At 52.4% G+C, this 17588-nt stretch carries 10 protein-coding genes and 1 tRNA gene; 6 read left to right on the top strand and 5 right to left on the bottom strand.

The window, feature by feature from the left end:
- Positions 1-255 precede the first annotated feature (255 nt).
- Together BVC71_RS07230 and BVC71_RS07225 are read right to left on the bottom strand one after the other, a co-directional pair.
- A complete protein-coding gene (locus BVC71_RS07230) occupies positions 256-2013 on the bottom strand; it encodes a DUF262 domain-containing protein (protein WP_086450967.1) in 1758 nt (585 codons plus the stop codon).
- 139 nt (positions 2014-2152) lie between these two features.
- Complete coding sequence (locus tag BVC71_RS07225) at positions 2153-2785, bottom strand: recombinase family protein (RefSeq protein WP_086450966.1); 633 nt, start codon at positions 2783-2785, stop codon at positions 2153-2155.
- Positions 2786-3095: 310 nt separating this feature from the next.
- Between BVC71_RS07225 and BVC71_RS07220 the strand changes: the two genes are divergently transcribed.
- Complete coding sequence (locus BVC71_RS07220) at positions 3096-3542, top strand: hypothetical protein (protein ID WP_086450965.1); 447 nt, start codon at positions 3096-3098, stop codon at positions 3540-3542.
- Positions 3543-3808: 266 nt separating this feature from the next.
- Complete coding sequence (locus tag BVC71_RS07215) at positions 3809-5482, top strand: DMT family transporter (protein WP_086450964.1); 1674 nt, start codon at positions 3809-3811, stop codon at positions 5480-5482.
- 1518 nt (positions 5483-7000) lie between these two features.
- On the opposite strand, the gene BVC71_RS07205 is transcribed toward BVC71_RS07215, so the two are convergent.
- Both BVC71_RS07205 and BVC71_RS07200 read right to left on the bottom strand, forming a co-directional pair.
- Complete coding sequence (locus BVC71_RS07205) at positions 7001-8353, bottom strand: tyrosine-type recombinase/integrase (RefSeq protein WP_086450962.1); 1353 nt, start codon at positions 8351-8353, stop codon at positions 7001-7003.
- 91 nt (positions 8354-8444) lie between these two features.
- Positions 8445-8531, bottom strand: a tRNA-Leu gene (locus BVC71_RS07200).
- A gap of 143 nt (positions 8532-8674) precedes the next feature.
- Here BVC71_RS07200 and BVC71_RS07195 point away from each other — a divergent pair.
- Positions 8675-9655, top strand: coding sequence for a complex I NDUFA9 subunit family protein (locus BVC71_RS07195; protein ID WP_086450961.1), 981 nt, complete (start codon positions 8675-8677; stop codon positions 9653-9655).
- A 51-nt stretch (positions 9656-9706) separates the two neighbouring features.
- Here the strand turns inward: BVC71_RS07195 and BVC71_RS07190 are convergent, their stop codons facing one another.
- A complete protein-coding gene (locus BVC71_RS07190; protein WP_086450960.1) occupies positions 9707-10507 on the bottom strand; it encodes an undecaprenyl-diphosphate phosphatase in 801 nt (266 codons plus the stop codon).
- 219 nt (positions 10508-10726) lie between these two features.
- On the opposite strand from BVC71_RS07190, the gene BVC71_RS07185 reads away from it, so the two are divergent.
- Genes BVC71_RS07185 through gltB form a run of 3 tightly spaced genes read left to right on the top strand, consistent with a single transcriptional unit; the run spans position 10727 to position 17435 of the window.
- Positions 10727-12163 carry an NAD(P)-dependent oxidoreductase gene (locus BVC71_RS07185; protein WP_086451270.1) on the top strand — a complete coding sequence of 479 codons (1437 nt, stop codon included), beginning with the start codon at positions 10727-10729 and terminating at the stop codon, positions 12161-12163.
- Positions 12164-12172: 9 nt separating this feature from the next.
- On the top strand, positions 12173-12910 hold the full coding sequence (locus BVC71_RS07180) for a hypothetical protein (RefSeq protein ID WP_240516803.1): 738 nt from the start codon (positions 12173-12175) through the stop codon (positions 12908-12910).
- On the top strand, positions 12897-17435 hold the full coding sequence (gltB, locus tag BVC71_RS07175; protein ID WP_086450959.1) for a glutamate synthase large subunit: 4539 nt from the start codon (positions 12897-12899) through the stop codon (positions 17433-17435). The genes BVC71_RS07180 and gltB overlap by 14 nt, the downstream gene beginning before the upstream one ends.
- Positions 17436-17588 lie beyond the last annotated feature (153 nt).

The following is a 17588-nucleotide window of genomic DNA, read 5'->3' as shown; positions in this document are numbered from 1 at the left end:
AGGCCCGAAAACGACGAAAGCGGCCCGAAGGCCGCTTTACGTAATCACCCAATTGGTGCCCAGAAGATGAGGTTCGGCACCAACTAGTAAGTGCTAGTATTCTGTTTTTATTTACAAATATAGGGTGCGTTGCGGTCTGTGTGTCTCAGTGTGTGTACGATTTGTGTCTCATTTTTTGTTGGTGCGGTCAACGCGACTTGAGGCGTCCAGCCGAAAGCATGCTTTAACAGATGGACCCCTCGCACAACCTTGCAATTAGGATGTAACTCGGACATGGGGCCACCTTTGCTTTGCGAACGCGGCAATTTCGTCAGCACGTTTGGTTATGTTTGTTATATTCCAGTCGTCAAATTGTTTTGCAATTTTTCGGGGGCTCGCAAAGATGGAATTTGCGAATTGAGCGCTTTTTTTGATGTAGGAGGCATTGCCGAGTGAAGGGTTCATTTGCACTGTGAGAGGAATGAGGTTTGCCCAGCAGTTAACAAGCGGCGCAAGCTCTTCCTTTTGGCTATCGGTCCAGTCCTTTCCCGGTTTTTGGGGGTAGATATGTTCGATATGAAAGTCGTCTTTAGGGGTTTCTCCCTGAGTGAATTTTTCGAACTCTTGTAAGGCAAATCTGCAGACTTTGCGGCTGTACAAGTCATCTACTCTAATAGCCTGTTCGAATTCGATGTCGTTTGGCCAGGGAACAGTGGAGCGACGAGAGATGCTTTTGATGACGGAAATTGCAGAGACACCGTCGGCGCTTTTCTCACACTCGGCCCAAAGGGTTTTGAAAACGGCATGTAAGCCACTTGGTTCGATACCGCAAACTGCTCGGCGGAACAGAAAACTTTCGATTACGTCCACAATTTCTGTTGCTGTTTTACTCGAAACGAGACCATCTGATACTGACTTTGCTAGACGGAGTAGAAATGAATAAGTTGTGCTTGGCACGTTTAATCTATTCAGCTTCGCATAAGCCCGCGAGACTTCTGGATCAATTGTCAGTGTCGTTTTTCCGGTCTCCAAAACTAGGTATGGGCCCACGAAAGCATTCATCGCTTGGACAATCTCCATTGGCCCATCCTTAGCCTGCCAATGTTCTCGGAGAACAGTGAAGAGGTCGGCCTTGGTAATGTTGGATTTGATCGTGAGACCATAAGGAAACAAAAAGTTTTCAAATGATCCATCCCGCTCCCCGAATAGGTTAACAAACGGTTCCCAGTGTGACTCGAATATTTGTTTTGCCCTAGCGGCGTCGTCACCAACTCGAGAGAAGACTTCGTTTCTCACCAAATCACTGATGTTGATCTTCTCGCCTCTAGCATTCAGTCTTTCAAAAATTGCAGGTGCAGCCGTTGGACTTCGCAAGTTGATAGTCACGAAGCTCATTTTTCCCGTAACGACTTCGAACACTTCTTCAATTTTTGAGAAACCTTGATCTTTGATGATTTGGCGACAGCGCTTAAGCGAAATTTCAAAAGCTTTTTGCATCCGACCTTTGGGTTCTCCAGAGGGTTGTGGAGTTAATGCTTCAACGCCCCCAAAGTGATTTGCACTGAAGGGAGTCAAAGAGCGCAGTTTTGCCCATAGATTATGAAATTGCTGTCGGTCTGCTGCGGATGGAATTAGTCGAGTGTTAGTGCTGTATGTCAGGAATTTTCTCGTAAGAAGAAATGATTGAATAACTTCGGTAGCCCAATCTATGTGGCCGCTTTCTGCAGCCGCATATGCCATCGCCATCAGCGTAATATAGCAAGTGGAAAGTCTCTGCTGTCCGTCTACGACGTCAAGCACAACCGGGTGTCCGACCTTACGGTTTTGGGGTACCAGTACCAAAACGCCAAGAAAATGGGAGCGAGACGTTTCATCAAGTATTGAATCAATGTCGTCCCAAAATTCACCGATGTTTGAGGGTTTCCAGCGATAAGCTCTCTGAAACAGTGGGATGTTGATGATGTTGTCGCCACCAACCATTGCGGAAAAGGCGATTTCATCAGCTTGATCTGTGACTTTAAGTGCGGAATCCATTTAACATCTCGGTCTATTATTAAAATATTTGCGGAATATTTACATAGTGAACGCTAGAAGCAAGTCAGCTTTGCGGGCTTTGTTTATGCAAACTTGTGTCTTTAGCTGGCTGTACGCTGGTTCATTTTGATCGGCCCCTTCAATCCCAAAGTATCAGAGACTCTTCAGCCCGCGTTGGGTCTTCCTTAATGCGTAAAACCGCCTGCCGTGAAAGTCCCGTGGCTTTTGAGATTGAAGAGGTACCTTCGCCTTGCGATAGCATCTCTAAGACCAATGTTAGCTGATCGCGGCTGTAGCTCGGCTTGCGACCACGGTAGCTCTTGGGGTCACGTTCGCGTGCAGCTGCTATTCCGGCCTTCTGGGCCTCTTTCGTTGCCTCTGCTTGGGCTTGAGCTGTAGCAGCCATGAAGGCAATGAGAGCGTCTCTGACAGCTTCCTGCATGGGGTCTGTGGTGGCCCCGTCGAAGGTCAGACCATTGATGACAGTGCGGATGACAACGCCACGGCGCATGAACTCTCTGATCGTGTCCGTCACGTCCTGATAGTTCCGACCTAGACGGTCCACCCATCGCACAACTAGCGTGTCTCCCTCTCGGAGCATGTCAAACAGCCTTCGGCCTTCTTCTCGTTCTTTCAGAGTTGTGGAGACACCAGACGCGCCATGGTCAACCACCACTTCGTCTATCGCGAACCCTGCTGCCTCCGCCTGAGACTTTTGATGCTCAATCGTTTGTTCAGAGGTTGAGACGCGGGCGTAGAAGATCGTCGCCATAGGGTATCCTTAAGGTGTTCGTTAGGGTTGCGTCCGATAGGTGTATTGTCCGTTGATAGAAGTCAACCCTAATGGACACCTGAACGGACACCTTTTGGAGTGTACGTAAGGATATACCCCAACGGTCATTCTGTGAGAGGCTCGCAGGTCATTCCGTCATCACAAGGAATGGTAAAACGCAAAAACCGGTACACCAATTCCAGCCGACCGTCGGCTAATGAATCTCACTCTGATTTTCATCTAAAAGATGTGGATGGTGGCCCTGTATTGCGCTAGGGGTGTGGCCTGATTTTTAGCTACCGTAGAGGAGATGGTAATTTTGAAAAGTTTGGCATCTATTTGTTCCGTCGCAATTCTTGGTTTGTCCGGCTGCGTTGCTCAGGAAACTTTCGTGCAAAACAATATGGTCTACAGTGATTTTGAGAAAGACCGCGCAGAGTGTGAAACTCAAGCAACTCAGGCTGTTCCAGTTAACCGCAGTCCGGGTGCAGAGATTGCTGTCGCATTGTTGACCGGCGTTTACAGCGTCAATGATGCAAATGCTCCGGCGCGTATTCGCAATTATGAAGCTTGTATGATGTCTCTCGGCTATCAACGCGTGCAACTTCAGTATTGTACAAACGCTCAGGAAGCTAAACAGAACGGCGTCGGGCCTCTTCGGGGTTCAGAACGTGTTGTTATTAGTAGTGAAACTTGTATCGTTAACGACCGCCATGGTCGTCAAGTATTCTACACTCCTGCTGAAAGCGCTTCGTAGTCTGCATCATGCTTCAAACTTAGGGCGGCGGCATGGGTCGCCCCCCTTTTCGTATAAGAAGCGCTTCGACAGGTGCGGAAAAGTAAACCTCCTTAGGCGCACTATCTTGGCGTGGTACTTGACCCAATCTAAAGTGGCGCGTCTATAACCTTTTCTTTTGGGGGCAAATGTCTAGTTGCTCTATGCTCTCGGGTCGTGGTGGTTGCGCTGCGCTGTGTATCTGTTGAACGTCCTGCCACTAGATTGAGGCAGACGGGTATAGACATATGGAGCCGACCAAATCGGGTGGGAACATCGCGATAGCGTTCATGCTGATTGCGGTATTGCTCTACAGCCTTTTCCCACTTGTTGGCGTGTTTGGCACGGTCAAGGTCTCCGGCTTTGTATTTGCGGGGATGGGGCATTGCCTTTCTGCTGCCGTTTCGATTGGCGGGACCGTTTGGCTGACCCGAAGGAGGAAAGGTTACAACCTCAAGAGCCTGTCAAAGAGCCTTCTAGGTGACCGTCGCGTGTTGTTTCAGGCAGTGCAGAGCGGGGTCATCAATTACCTGAGTCATGCCTGCCTTTTTGCGTCGTTCGTTTACATCTCAAAGGCGACGGCGAGTATTGTCTATGAGATCTGGCCCATCATCGCCTTGTTCTTTCTTGCCGTGACACATCCGCAATGGTCCAAAGGCACGCGCTGGGCTGCCCTAGATCGGCGTATTTGGTTTCTATCATTCGCGGCCTTCGTGGGCTTGGTGATCATCGTCATTGATGCTTCGCAACTGAAGGTCGACCCAATGGACCCCTTTAGGTTCATCCTCTCGAGGGAAGGGAAGATCGGCCTGACACTTGCGGCCCTCTCGGCCATCTTCATGGCGTACTCTGTCGCTTTGGGGCGCAATATTCGTCTGTATGTCGAGGAGCAGTACGGCGGTTGTGAAGCGACCGTAGACCAAATCAATCGCGCTCTTTTGGCGAGTGCCGCCACCAAGGTGTTTGGCGCTGTTGGCTTTGTGCTGACCATTCCGTTCCTACCTAATGCTGTTCATGAACTGGCGAACCTAGAAGCAGAAACCCTCGGCTGGGCTGTTTTGAATGGCGTCGTCATCGTGACCCTCGGGTCTCTTAGCTATCGCGAAGCATTGGCACGGTCTGCCCAAGTCGAATTGACGATCATGTGGTACCTGACCCCTGTGATAGCCTTGCTATGGCTGTGGTTGGCAGGTGTGGAGACCTTAACCATTACCGTGGGTGTCGGGGCCACGTTGATTGTGAGTGCCAATGCGCTGCTTCAGATGCGTTCTGACACGACGCCTGCATTCATCGGTGTGTTCTTGAGCGTCGCAATTACGGGTGCGCTCGTGACGTTGTCCGACCCGTTTACTACGGTGGTCTTGTTCGAAGACTTCAATCTGATTGACCTCGTCGCCTTACCTGTCGGCTTCATCGGTATTCTTGGCGGCTTCTTGTTGCAACGGTTGAGCGACCTTCAGTCACAAAGTCATCTAAACGCGATGGCCTTGGTCGATTACGCCCAGCGCAAAGACCCGAATGTTGATGTCGATACCGTGTGTGACATGATCAAGGGCAGGGCGTCGCTACCCGAAGAGTTACAGCATCATGCGCGTGAGTTGATGGTGGCGGAGGCCCCAGTTATTCGAGCGGGTGAGTTGCTGGTTATGTGGTCTCTCAGTGCGTTCTGCATTCTGATGATCGTCTTGTTCCGGGCGGACAACATCGTTGGGGATACATTGGCGATCACTGTGGTGCCTTCGCTGACCTACATCCTGCTTCATTTGACCTTTGATGCGCGTACAGACCTTAGATCGGTCGTGATGAAGGTTCTTTGTGGTGCAGACCATCTAGCCAATGTTCGGCAAAGCGTATGGTCACTAGTAATCATTGGGGTGGTTGGGATGACGCTAGTTGCCTTGAACTTGTTGAAGCATATTTGAGGTATCTGCAGAAGTCGCAAGAGTGGTTGGATACCATAGAGAGGTCGCGGCCTCTGCCATTAGACCTCCTCCTCCCTTCATCAATTGAACACGCAAGTGGCAGACCATTGGGCCGTGAAGTTAGACAAGCGAAGGTCACCCCCGAGGGGGGCTTGAACGGTTGCATCTATCATTATCAGGGTCTCAGATTTCTATGATCTAAATGAGATGGTCTGTCCTCCCTATGGCCTCCATCTTCTATAGAGACCTTATGTTACTTCTCTAGGTGAAGAAGGAGGAGGAGGGGGAACCTTCAGGTACCCTTCTAGGTGATACTTAAACTAGAACCTTAAGTAACACTCTATAGGTAACCTTCATTTACACTTCTCCTAATGCGTGGGTTAATCGATAAGAAATTGATAAATAACAATTAACTCCCGTCCCGGACTGAGTGCGTTTGGGTGGGTGCAAAGAGTGTAACTTGAGGGTCTTTGCGGTGCCCTTTAAGGCATTTGTTCATGGCGAAGTGCAGAAATGTACAATGATATGGCTGCTATCTCAGTTCCCACAGAGGGATGCACTCGGCGTTGAACGGAAAAATAGCCTCATCCCAAGGGGCGCGTTGATAATCATCTCTTACGGCACTTCCCGGGCGAGACATAATTCTCATTTGGATGCCTTCGCCGTTATCGAAGAAGTAGTACAATGCACTCCATTCTCCATCTAGTCGACTGTACTTCTCATATGCGCCTTCTCCGACACGGAAAAAACGTGTTGGAGTTCCATCGCCATAATTCCTTACCGCGATATCCCCATAAAAATCCCACCTTTGGGGTCCTAAGTTATTCGTTCGAAGGCAGGAGTAACCAGTTAAATCGACCGGTTTGGCGTACGCTGCTGGAGCAGTAAGGGATGCGAAGAGCAGTAATAGTGAAGTCTTTAATTTAAACATGTTAGAAATGCTACGTGAGGTTTTGCTGAATGGTAAGGCATAAAATAACAAAGGTTTCTTCTTCTCTATCTAGCCCATTACTTGAGACTAACTTTAGGGAGACGCGCTGGTTGGTAAGTGGGGCAGAAGCCGACTCTAACGCCAATGATTTGTGAAACTCTGCCTCCTATTACCTTCTTCTTGAAGCAGTTAATCACTTAAGGGGCGGACCAAAGGGCCGTGAAGGTAGCCAAGCGAAGGTCACCCCCCAGGGGGGCTTGAACGGTTGCATATATCATTATCAGGGTCTCAGATTTTTATGATGTAATTAAGATGGCCTTTCGCCTCTGTGGTCTCCACCTCCTATAGAGACCCTATGTCACTTCTCTAGGTGAAGAAGGAGGAGGAGGGGGAACCTTCAGGTACCCTTCAAGGTGATACTTAAACTAGAACCTTAAGTAACACTTTATAGGTAACCTTAATTCATACCTGTCCTAATGTGCGGGTTAATCGATAAGCCTCTGATAAATAACAATTAACACCCCTCTCGAATTTGGCGCGTTTGGGTGGGTAGAAAGGGTGCAATTCGAGGGCCTTTCAGGTGCCCTTTATGGCATTTGTTCATGGGCCTTCTGCATGGCTAAGTACGCGGCCTTAAGCGCGGCCTGCTTACCCCCATACACACGGTTGCCGACACCCTTCATGGCATGGCCGAGGATGCGGTGTTCATCCCGTTCATCAACGCCAGCAGAGATCAAATGGTCCTTCATATTGTGTCGCAGCGAATAGACCACGTGGCGTTTGTCTTTCGTCACACTTCGAAGCTGCTTCATGAGGGATTGAGAAGCCGCGTCAGCGCCTCCCTCGTGAGCATAGCGAGGAAATAGCATGTCATATCCTCTCGCGGCTTCGAGGGCCTCTCTGGCGGCCTCTAGCGCGTCTCCGACAAGCGGCACGTTCCGTTCAGAGGCGGCTGTCTTGATTTGTCTATCTTCGTGCCATCGAATGCATAGGTGTGGGTAAGGGGCATCTAGTTTGACGTCCTCGACCCTCAACCCGATTATTTCAGCATTGCGGCAGCCAGTGCCCTCAAGCAAGCGCCAGATAAGACCCAGAGAGGGCACCCGAAGGTTTTCTTTCATCTTCGCTCTCATGGCGATGAGGATATCCGCAGGCAGTGGGTCCCTTTTGTCGGCGGCAGAGGTCGGCCTAGCGTTCTTCTTGGATGTGACCTCTAGTTTTTCAAATGGGTTCTGGACCTTGCCTTGAAGGTCAAACTCTACGATGGCGAGCGATAAAATTGCGCGTACCATGTTTAATTCGCGACGTACGGATTCAGGCGCTAGCAGTTCACCGTTGCGTTTCGGCGTTGCAAGCATGTCATCACGCAGTTTTCGGGCATGTTCCCGATTTAGGTCAATCAACTGAATTTTGTTAAGTGGACCAAGGGAAGCTTCGACACGGTTACAAATGCGCTCTATCCGGTTGCGTGAGCTGCGGTCATCGGCAAGCCGCTCTTTGACGTATAGGTCTTTGGCATCTTTAAGTGTCAGTTCGGGTGCTTCTGCGCTGGGGTTTGTTAGGGCACGAATTAGAAGCGGGTCTCCATTTTCCTGAGCAATGTGCTCGGCAACCAGCAGTCGAACTTCGGTCTCATCGTCAAAGCCTCTAGCACCTTTGATTAATGAATTTGCGGTTTCAGTTGCCTCTTTCCAGCGCACACGAGGGGAAGCGTTTTGTTTTTCTTCCTCGGTTTGTCGAGCCTTGGCGACGATCTTCTCGAACTCTGCCAATAAGAGGCCGTGCTCTTTAAGCAAAGATGAGCCTTCACGAGCCTCCATTGCGACTTGGAAGAATTCTTCACCAAGTTCTGTAGCAATGTCTTTGGGGAATCGTCTGCGAAACCGTTTGCGTCCGCCAGAAAGGGAATCGATGTATTTAAGTTTGATAGTCATAGCCATGCAAAGTGTCCGCCGTGTGTCCCGTTTTGTGTCCCACACAGACCGCTAATGCTATGATATACTTGAAAAACAGTACAATCTGAAGATTGTTTGGTGCCCAGAAGAGGACTCGAACCTCCACGTCCATACAGACACTAGCACCTGAAGCTAGCGCGTCTACCAATTCCGCCATCTGGGCACGTTATTGGTGTGACGCGGCTTCTATGGCTAGGTGCGGGGGGTGTCAACGACCTTTTTCATAAAAATGCAAAAATCGTATTGCGCCTTGTCTGGCAACGGGTGGAAAGGTAAACCAAGGCCAAGTTTTTCAAAGAGGCGCCCATGTCCAAGCTAGTTACCATCATCGGCGGATCGGGATTCGTCGGTCGTTATGTCGCCCGCCGCATGGCCAAAGACGGCTGGCGCGTACGCGTCGCTGTCCGTAACCCGAACGAAGCCCTATTCGTCAAACCTTACGGTGCGGTCGGTCAGGTTGAACCTGTATTCTGCAACATCCGTGATGACGCCAGCGTTGCTGCTGTTGTTGACGGTGCAGATGCGGTTGTGAACTGTGTCGGCATTCTGGCCGAGGTTCGCAAAAACACCTTTGACGCTATCCAAGCTGAAGGTGCAGGCCGCGTGGCACGTATCGCAGCCGAAGCAGGCGTTGCAAAACTGGTTCATATCTCTGCCATCGGCGCGGATGCAGAATCGGACAGCGAATACGCAAAGACTAAAGCAGAAGGTGAAGCAGCAATTCTGGCGGCTTTCCCATCGGCAGTTATCCTGCGCCCGTCGATCGTGTTCGGCACCGAAGATGAATTCTTTAACCGTTTTGCTGGCATGACCCGTTTCTCGCCTGTGCTACCGGTTGTTGGCGGCAACACCAAGTTCCAGCCTGTTTGGGTGGATGATGTGGCGCAAGCAGCTGTTGCGGCTGTCGATGGCGATGCGGCTGGCGTTTACGAATTGGGTGGCCCTGATGTGGCGACCTTTAGCGAACTAATGCAGACCATGCTCAAGGTAATCCACCGCCGCCGCATGATCGTCAACATCCCGTTCGGCGTTGCGAACATCATTGCTGGCGTTTCGGGTGCGGTTCAAACCCTGTCGCTGGGCATTGTGCCCGCGCAAATCACCAAAGATCAGGTCATTAACCTGCGTTCGGATAATGTCGTTGCCGAAGGTGCCAAAGGTTTCGCTGATCTGGGTATCGTCCCAACCGACCTAGAGGCGGTTCTGCCGTCCTACCTGTGGCGTTTCCGCCCGTCGGGTCAGTACGACGCAATTAAAGATTCGGCAAAGAACCTAAAGCACGGCTAAGGTTTCGGCCAAATTGATTGACAAAGGGCGCCTGTTGGGCGCCCTTTTTTGTTACCAAGACACAGCGATAAGGATGATGCCGAGGATGATCCGGTAAATTACATAAGGCGTAAAACTGACCGATTTCAGCAGCCGCATCATCAAAGCTAGTGAGCCGAGTGCCGCAAAGAATGCGAAAAGTGCGCCGATTCCAGCGGATTTCAGTAGTTCCCAATCCGCTTGGCCAACGACATCAGCGCCCAGCAAAATGCCAGAAGCCATAATGGTTGGGATCGACATCAGCATCGCGATTTTTGCGCCGTCTTCGCGGGTGTAGCCCAATGCGCGGGCGCCTGTGATCGTGATGCCAGACCGTGAGGTGCCGGGGATCAGGGCGACAGCCTGCCACAATCCCATGATGATCGCATCTCGTAGATTCCAGTCTTCTGCCTTTTGGGTTTCGGGGCCTTTTTGGTCCGCAACATACAGTACAATCCCGAAAATCAGCATCGCCCAACCGATCACAGCCACTGATCGCATTTGGTCCGCCAAACCGGTTACTTTCAGAACAAGACCAATGATCACAACAGGGATTGTCGCGACGACGAGCAAGAACGCCAAGCGCGCGCCGGGGGTGTTGATTCGTCCTTTGATCAGGTCGGGTACGCCAAAAATGGCTGATTTCACGTCAGCCCAAAAGAAAAGTATCACCGCGCCTAAGGTGCCGACATGAACGGCAACGTCGATGGCTACGCCTTGATCTTGTGCGCCAACGACATGCGGTAGCAGCGCTAAGTGACCAGAGGATGACACGGGTAAAAATTCTGTAAGTCCTTGAATTAAAGCAACTAAAAGCAAATAAAATAGGGTCATGAAACTAGGCCTAAATAGAATATGTGGCCAACCTACCCCGACGGGCTGCAAAGGAAAGAAATAATTTAAGTCAGTATTGGTTACCTAAATTTACTTACATTTTGAATATTTTTGATACATGGTGTGCTGGTGATTTAAATTTAGGTCAGTATTTGTGACTTTTCATTTCTTTTGATCCCGTCTAGAGAAGCGGTCCGAGATGAATGCGGAGGGATGCCTGTGGCTACTGAAAAAATGCTCAAGTTCGTAAACGTCGATCGCGACATGCCAACAAAGCGTGGTGCGGATGATCGTAAGCAGGATTTCAACGAAATCTACGCCGAATTTGCCGAGGCAAAAGCCGAAGAACAAGCGAGCCGTTGCAGCCAGTGTGGTGTTCCATACTGCCAATCGCACTGCCCGCTACACAACAATATTCCAGACTGGCTGCGCATGACCGCGACTGGCCGTTTACAAGAGGCATATGAGATCAGCCAGGCGACGAACACGTTCCCTGAGATCTGTGGTCGCATCTGCCCTCAGGACCGTCTGTGCGAAGGTAACTGTGTGATCGAACAATCCGGTCACGGTACTGTCACCATCGGTTCGGTCGAAAAATACATCACCGATACCGCATGGGAAGAAGGTTGGGTTATGCCGATCTCTCCGACTGCGGAACGCAGCGAAAGCGTTGCCATCATCGGTGCGGGCCCTGGTGGTCTGGCTGCGGCGGACATGCTGCGCCGTCAAGGCGTGCAGGTTACCGTCTATGATCGTTACGACCGCGCTGGCGGCCTGCTGACCTACGGCATCCCAGGTTTCAAACTGGAAAAAGACGTGGTGATGCGCCGCGTTGAGCTGCTGGAAAAGGGCGGCGTGAAATTCGTCCTGAACTGCAACGTTGGCGAAGACATTTCGTTCGACGAAATTCGCAGCCAGCACGACGCAGTTCTGATCGCGACCGGTGTTTACAAAACCCGTGATCTGGTTGCCCCTGGTTCGGACGCCAAAGGCATCGTTCGCGCGATTGATTACCTGACCGCGTCGAACCGCCAGAACTTTGGCGATGTGGTTCCTGAACTGGAATCGGGCGAACTGTCCGCCGAAGGTAAAAACGTCATCGTTATTGGTGGCGGTGATACCGCGATGGACTGTGTTCGTACCGCAATCCGTCAGGGTGCAAATTCGGTGAAATGTCTGTACCGCCGCGACCGCGCAAACATGCCTGGTTCGCAGCGCGAAACCCAAAACGCAGAAGAAGAAGGCGTAGAATTCGTCTGGCTGTCTGCGCCAAAAGGTTTCCAAGGCGGCGACGCTGTAACCGGCGTTGAAGTTCAGAAAATGCGTCTGGGTGCACCTGATGCGTCGGGCCGTCAGTCGCCTGAACTGATCGAAGGTTCGGACTACGTCGAAGACGCCGATCTGGTGATCAAGGCGCTGGGTTTCGAACCAGAAGATCTGCCAAAACTATGGGGCGTTGACGGTCTGGAAGTGACCCGTTGGGGCACTGTTAAGGCTGATTTTGGCACCGGTAAAACCGCGCTGGACGGTGTTTATGCAGTTGGCGACATCGTACGCGGTGCATCGCTGGTTGTTTGGGCGATCCGTGACGGCCGCGAAGCAGCTCAGGCCATTTTGGGCCAGTTCAACCAGTCGGCCAGCGTTGCTGCCGAATAAGGAACACAGATGAACTTTTTGCGCATCATTGCAGGAACCTTGCCGGTGGCTTTCGCTGCCGGTTTGGGCGTGCCTGCGGCTGCGCAAAACACCTTTGACCTGCCAGCCGGTTGCGAGGCTTATGCCTCGGCGCAGTTGCGGTCCTGCGAAGTTATGCATTTCTTTCGTTGCGAAAATGACCCTCAGGGCCATCAACAAAGCGCAACGTTCGATCAAACCGGCATGATTTTCGTAAGCCGCATCGATACGCAAACCCAATGGATCGAAAGCTTTAGCCTGCGCAGCGGAATTCAGGAAAATCTGGAGGAGACTCCGAACGATCCTGCGAATTTCGATGAACTGCTGGAAACGGGCATTGATACGTTCGATTTTAAAACGCTGTCCCCACAGGTTGGCGCGACCCATTTTACAGGGTTCGACCAGCTAACGGGCCGCACCATCACAATCGACGGTGTGGAGCTGCTGGAAACAGAAAACAACGTCACCGCCTATGGCAACGACGGCAATATTCTGTGGCAGGCCCAAGGTAATGAATATATCCATCCGACATGGCGCCGGTTCTTTCCTGGAACGGCGGTTGTCACGGCGGATGGCACTACTTTTGACACCGACGAAAGTCCGGTGGAATTTGATTTTCCGGGTGATTCCGGATTTCTCTCAGTCAATCCCAAGTTCGGATGTGACGCTGTGATGTCTCACGCGCCCGTCCAACTTGACAGCAAGGAGATGCCTCATGACCATCTATGACGAAACCTGGGTTGCTGCCGAAGAGGCAAAGCGCAAATGGATGGCCGAAAACAGCCTGTATCGCACCGACGATGAACATTCGTCCTGCGGCGTTGGCCTAGTTGTTGCGCTGGATGGTACCCCATCGCGCAAGGTTGTTGAAAACGGCATTAACGCACTGAAAGCGATCTGGCACCGTGGTGCTGTGGATGCAGACGGCAAAACCGGTGACGGCGCGGGTATCCACGTTCAGATCCCTGTGACTTTCTTCTACGACCAGATCCGTCGTACGGGCCACGAACCAGACATGAACAAACTGATCGCTGTCGGTCAGGTGTTCTTGCCACGCACCGATTTCGGCGCTCAGGAACGTTGCCGTACCATCGTAGAGACCGAAGTCCTGCGCATGGGTCACTACATTTATGGCTGGCGCCACGTTCCAGTGAACACCGAATGTCTGGGTGACAAAGCGAACGCAACCCGCCCAGAGATCGAACAGATCCTGATCCGTTGCGACAAAGACATCGACGAAGAACAGTTCGAACGTGAACTGTACATCATCCGTCGCCGCATCGAAAAAGCGGCGCTAGCGGCACAGATTCCTTCGCTGTATTTCTGTTCGCTGTCCTGCCGTTCGATCATCTACAAAGGCATGATGCTGGCGGAACAGGTTGCGGAATTCTATCCAGACCTGATGGACCCACGTTTTGAATCGGCTTTCGCGATTTATCACCAGCGTTATTCGACCAACACATTCCCAGAATGGCGTCTGGCTCAGCCGTTCCGCATGCTGGCCCACAACGGTGAAATCAACACCGTCAAAGGCAACATTAACTGGATGAAGAGCCACGAAATCCGCATGGCATCGTCGACCTTTGGCGACATGGCAGAGGATATCAAACCGATCATTCCGGCTGGCACATCGGATTCGGGCGCTTTGGACACCGTATTTGAAGTTCTGGTTCGCGCAGGCCGCAACGCGCCGATGGCGAAAACCATGCTGGTTCCAGAAGCGTGGTCCAAACAGGCTGACGGCATGCCGCAGGCGTGGCAGGACATGTACAGCTATTGCAACGCTGTGATGGAGCCATGGGATGGCCCTGCTGCACTGGCAATGACCGACGGTCGTTGGGTCTGTGGCGGTCTGGACCGTAACGGTCTGCGCCCACTGCGTTACGTCGTAACTGGTGACGGTCAGCTGATCGCTGGTTCCGAGGTTGGCATGGTCCCAACTGACGAGGCAACCTGCGTTGAAAAAGGCGCATTGGGCCCAGGTCAGTTGATTGCCGTCGATATGAAAGAAGGCAAGCTGTACCACGACGTCGAAATGAAAGACAAACTTGCAGCAGCGCAGCCATTTGGCGACTGGATCGAAAAAGTCACCGATCTGACCGACCTGATGGGTGACGTTCAGGAATCGACCATGTTCTCGGGCGATGAACTGCGCAAACGCCAGATCGCTGCGGGCTATAGCCTAGAAGAAGTGGAACAGATCCTGACGCCTATGGCGGAAGACGGCAAAGAAGCATTGGCTTCGATGGGCGACGATACGCCTTCGGCTGTTCTGTCCAAAATGTACCGTCCTCTGTCGCACTTCTTCCGTCAGAACTTCTCTCAGGTAACCAACCCTCCGATCGACTCGCTGCGTGAAACCCGCGTGATGTCGCTGAAGACCCGTTTCGGTAACCTGAAAAACGTGTTGGACGAAAGCAGCAGCCAGACCGAAATTCTGGTTCTAGAGAGCCCGTTCGTCGGCAACGCCGAATTCGCGAAAATGGTTGAACATTTCGGTGACAGCGTTGTGACCATCGACTGCACCTTCCCAGCTGGCAGCGACCAAGAAGCCCTGCGCGCAGGCCTAGAGCGCGTTCGCGCCGAAGCCGAAGACGCAGTGCGTTCGGGCGCAGGTCACATCATCCTGACCGACGAAAATCAGGGTGACGACAAAGTCGCGATGCCAATCATTCTGGCAACCTCGGCTGTTCATTCGTGGCTGACCCGCAAAGGTCTGCGTACCTTCTGTTCGATCAACGTCCGTTCGGCGGAATGTATCGATCCGCATTATTTCGCGGTTCTGATCGGCTGTGGTGCGACCACTGTGAACGCGTATCTGGCGCAGGACACTCTGGCAAACCGCATCGAACGCGGCCTGCTGGATTGCACCCTGACCGAAGCGGTTACAAACTATCGCGCTTCGATCGACGGCGGTCTGCTAAAGATCATGGCGAAAATGGGTATTTCGGTTCTGGCGTCGTATCGCGGCGGTCTGAACTTCGAAGCCGTTGGTCTGTCGCGCGCAATGGTCAACGAATATTTCCCAGGTATGCACAGCCGTATTTCGGGCATCGGTCTGCATGGTATTCAGCACAAGCTGGAAGAAGTGCACGCCGAAGGTTGGAAATCGGGCAAAAACGTTCTGCCTGTTGGTGGTTTCTACAAATCGCGCCGTTCGGGCGAAAAACACGCTTGGGAAGCGTCGACCATGCACTTGATGCAGGCGGCCTGTGACCGTTCGTCGTTTGAACTGTGGAAACAGTATTCGTCGGCGATGCAGTCGAACCCACCGATCCATCTGCGTGACCTGTTGGCGATCAAACCAATGGGCAAGCCGATCCCGATCGAAGAAGTGGAATCGATCACCTCGATCCGTAAGCGTTTCGTAACCCCAGGCATGTCGCTGGGCGCGCTGTCGCCTGAATCGCACAAACTGCTGAACGTTGCGATGAACCGTATCGGTGCGAAATCCGACTCGGGCGAGGGTGGCGAAGATCCGGCACACTTTGTTCCAGAGCCAAACGGCGACAACCCGTCGGCAAAGATCAAACAGGTGGCTTCGGGCCGTTTCGGTGTGACCGCCGAATACCTGAACCACTGTGAAGAGCTGGAGATCAAAGTCGCTCAGGGTGCAAAACCTGGCGAAGGTGGTCAGCTGCCGGGCATGAAAGTGACCGACCTGATCGCACGTCTGCGTCACTCAACCAAAGGTGTGACACTGATTTCGCCTCCTCCGCACCACGACATCTATTCGATCGAAGACCTTGCTCAGCTGATCTACGACCTGAAGCAGATCAACCCGACCGTGAAAGTCACCGTGAAACTGGTGGCATCGTCCGGCGTGGGTACGATCGCAGCCGGCGTTGCGAAAGCAGAGGCCGACACGATCCTGATTTCGGGCCACAACGGCGGCACCGGCGCATCCCCTGCGACCTCGATCAAATATTGTGGTCTGCCATGGGAAATGGGTCTGACCGAAGCGCACCAAGTTCTGGCAATGAACAACCTGCGTGAACGCGTCACCCTGCGTACCGACGGCGGTCTGCGTACCGGCCGTGACATTGTCATGGCGGCTATGATGGGCGCCGAAGAATACGGTATCGGTACCGCTGCGCTGATCGCGATGGGCTGTATCATGGTTCGTCAGTGTCAGTCGAACACCTGCCCAGTTGGTGTGTGTACCCAGAACCCTGAGTTGCGCGCCAAATTCACCGGCACCGCAGACAAGGTTGTGAACCTGATCACCTTCTACGCATCCGAAGTACGTGAAATTCTGGCGTCCATCGGTGCACGTAGCCTGGACGAAGTGATCGGCCGTGCTGACCTGCTGACTCAGGTTTCGCGTGGTTCGGCACATCTGGACGATCTGGACCTGAACCCACTGCTGATCACCGTCGATGGCGCGGACAAGATCAAATACGATCTGAACAAGCCTCGTAACCCTGTTCCAGACACTCTGGACGCGGAAATCGTAAAAGACGCTGAACGCTTCTTGCGCGATGGTGAAAAGATGCAGCTGGAATACGCTGTTCAGAACACCTCGCGTTCGATTGGTACCCGCACGTCGAGCCATATCGTTCGCCAGTTCGGTATGCGCAACAACCTGCAGGCAGACCACCTGACCGTGAAGCTGAAAGGTTCGGCTGGTCAGGCACTGGGTGCATTCGGTGCGCCAGGTCTGAAAATCGAAGTGTCGGGCGATTCCAACGACTATGTGGGCAAAGGCCTGTCGGGTGCGACCATCGTGGTCCGTCCGCCAATGAACAGCCCGCTGGTTGCGTCGGAAAACACCATCATCGGTAACACCGTTCTATACGGTGCGACCGACGGTTACCTGTTCGCGGCTGGCCGCGCGGGTGAACGTTTCGCTGTACGTAACTCGGGTGCTAAAGTGGTTGTCGAAGGCGCAGGTTCGAACGCATGTGAATACATGACCGGCGGTGTTGCGGTTATCCTAGGTTCCATCGGCCCGAACTTTGGTGCGGGTATGACGGGCGGCATGGCCTATCTGTACGACCCAGAGGGCAAGAACGAACCTCTGATGAATATGGAAACGCTGGTGACTTGCCCAGTCACCGTTGACCACTGGGAAGCCCAACTGAAAGGCCTGATCGAACGCCATGCCGAGGAAACCGGCAGCCGCAAAGCTGCTGAGATCCTGCAGCACTGGGATATCGAAAAAGCCAACTTTGTTCAGGTTTGCCCAAAAGAGATGCTGATCCACATTCCGCATCCGCTGACCAATGAAGAAAAAGCAATTCCAGCAGAATAATCGTTCTGCAAAATGAAATTGGAAAAAGGCGGCACTGGATGGCAGTGTCGCCTTTTTTACATCTAATGAGTGTGCGCCTTCGCCCAATAGTATAGCTATTCAGCTTTGCCCCACGGCCCTATGTTGTTCCGACTGCCACTCACATTCCAGAAA

Source organism: Marivivens niveibacter (genome assembly GCF_002150005.2).
GTDB classification, from domain to species: Bacteria; Pseudomonadota; Alphaproteobacteria; order Rhodobacterales; family Rhodobacteraceae; genus Marivivens; species Marivivens niveibacter.
Note: the sequence above shows the minus strand (reverse complement) of the source record. Positions and strands in the feature narration are given on the sequence as shown.

Coding starts and splice junctions, on each gene's coding strand:
- BVC71_RS07215 (WP_086450964.1), top strand. CDS start 3,809: ATGGAGCCGACCAAATCGGGTGGGAACATCGCGATAGCGTTCATGCTG.
- BVC71_RS07190 (WP_086450960.1), bottom strand. CDS start 10,507: ATGACCCTATTTTATTTGCTTTTAGTTGCTTTAATTCAAGGACTTACA.
- BVC71_RS07230 (WP_086450967.1), bottom strand. CDS start 2,013: ATGGATTCCGCACTTAAAGTCACAGATCAAGCTGATGAAATCGCCTTT.
- BVC71_RS07195 (WP_086450961.1), top strand. CDS start 8,675: ATGTCCAAGCTAGTTACCATCATCGGCGGATCGGGATTCGTCGGTCGT.
- gltB (WP_086450959.1), top strand. CDS start 12,897: ATGACCATCTATGACGAAACCTGGGTTGCTGCCGAAGAGGCAAAGCGC.
- BVC71_RS07220 (WP_086450965.1), top strand. CDS start 3,096: ATGGTAATTTTGAAAAGTTTGGCATCTATTTGTTCCGTCGCAATTCTT.
- BVC71_RS07225 (WP_086450966.1), bottom strand. CDS start 2,785: ATGGCGACGATCTTCTACGCCCGCGTCTCAACCTCTGAACAAACGATT.
- BVC71_RS07205 (WP_086450962.1), bottom strand. CDS start 8,353: ATGGCTATGACTATCAAACTTAAATACATCGATTCCCTTTCTGGCGGA.
- BVC71_RS07180 (WP_240516803.1), top strand. CDS start 12,173: ATGAACTTTTTGCGCATCATTGCAGGAACCTTGCCGGTGGCTTTCGCT.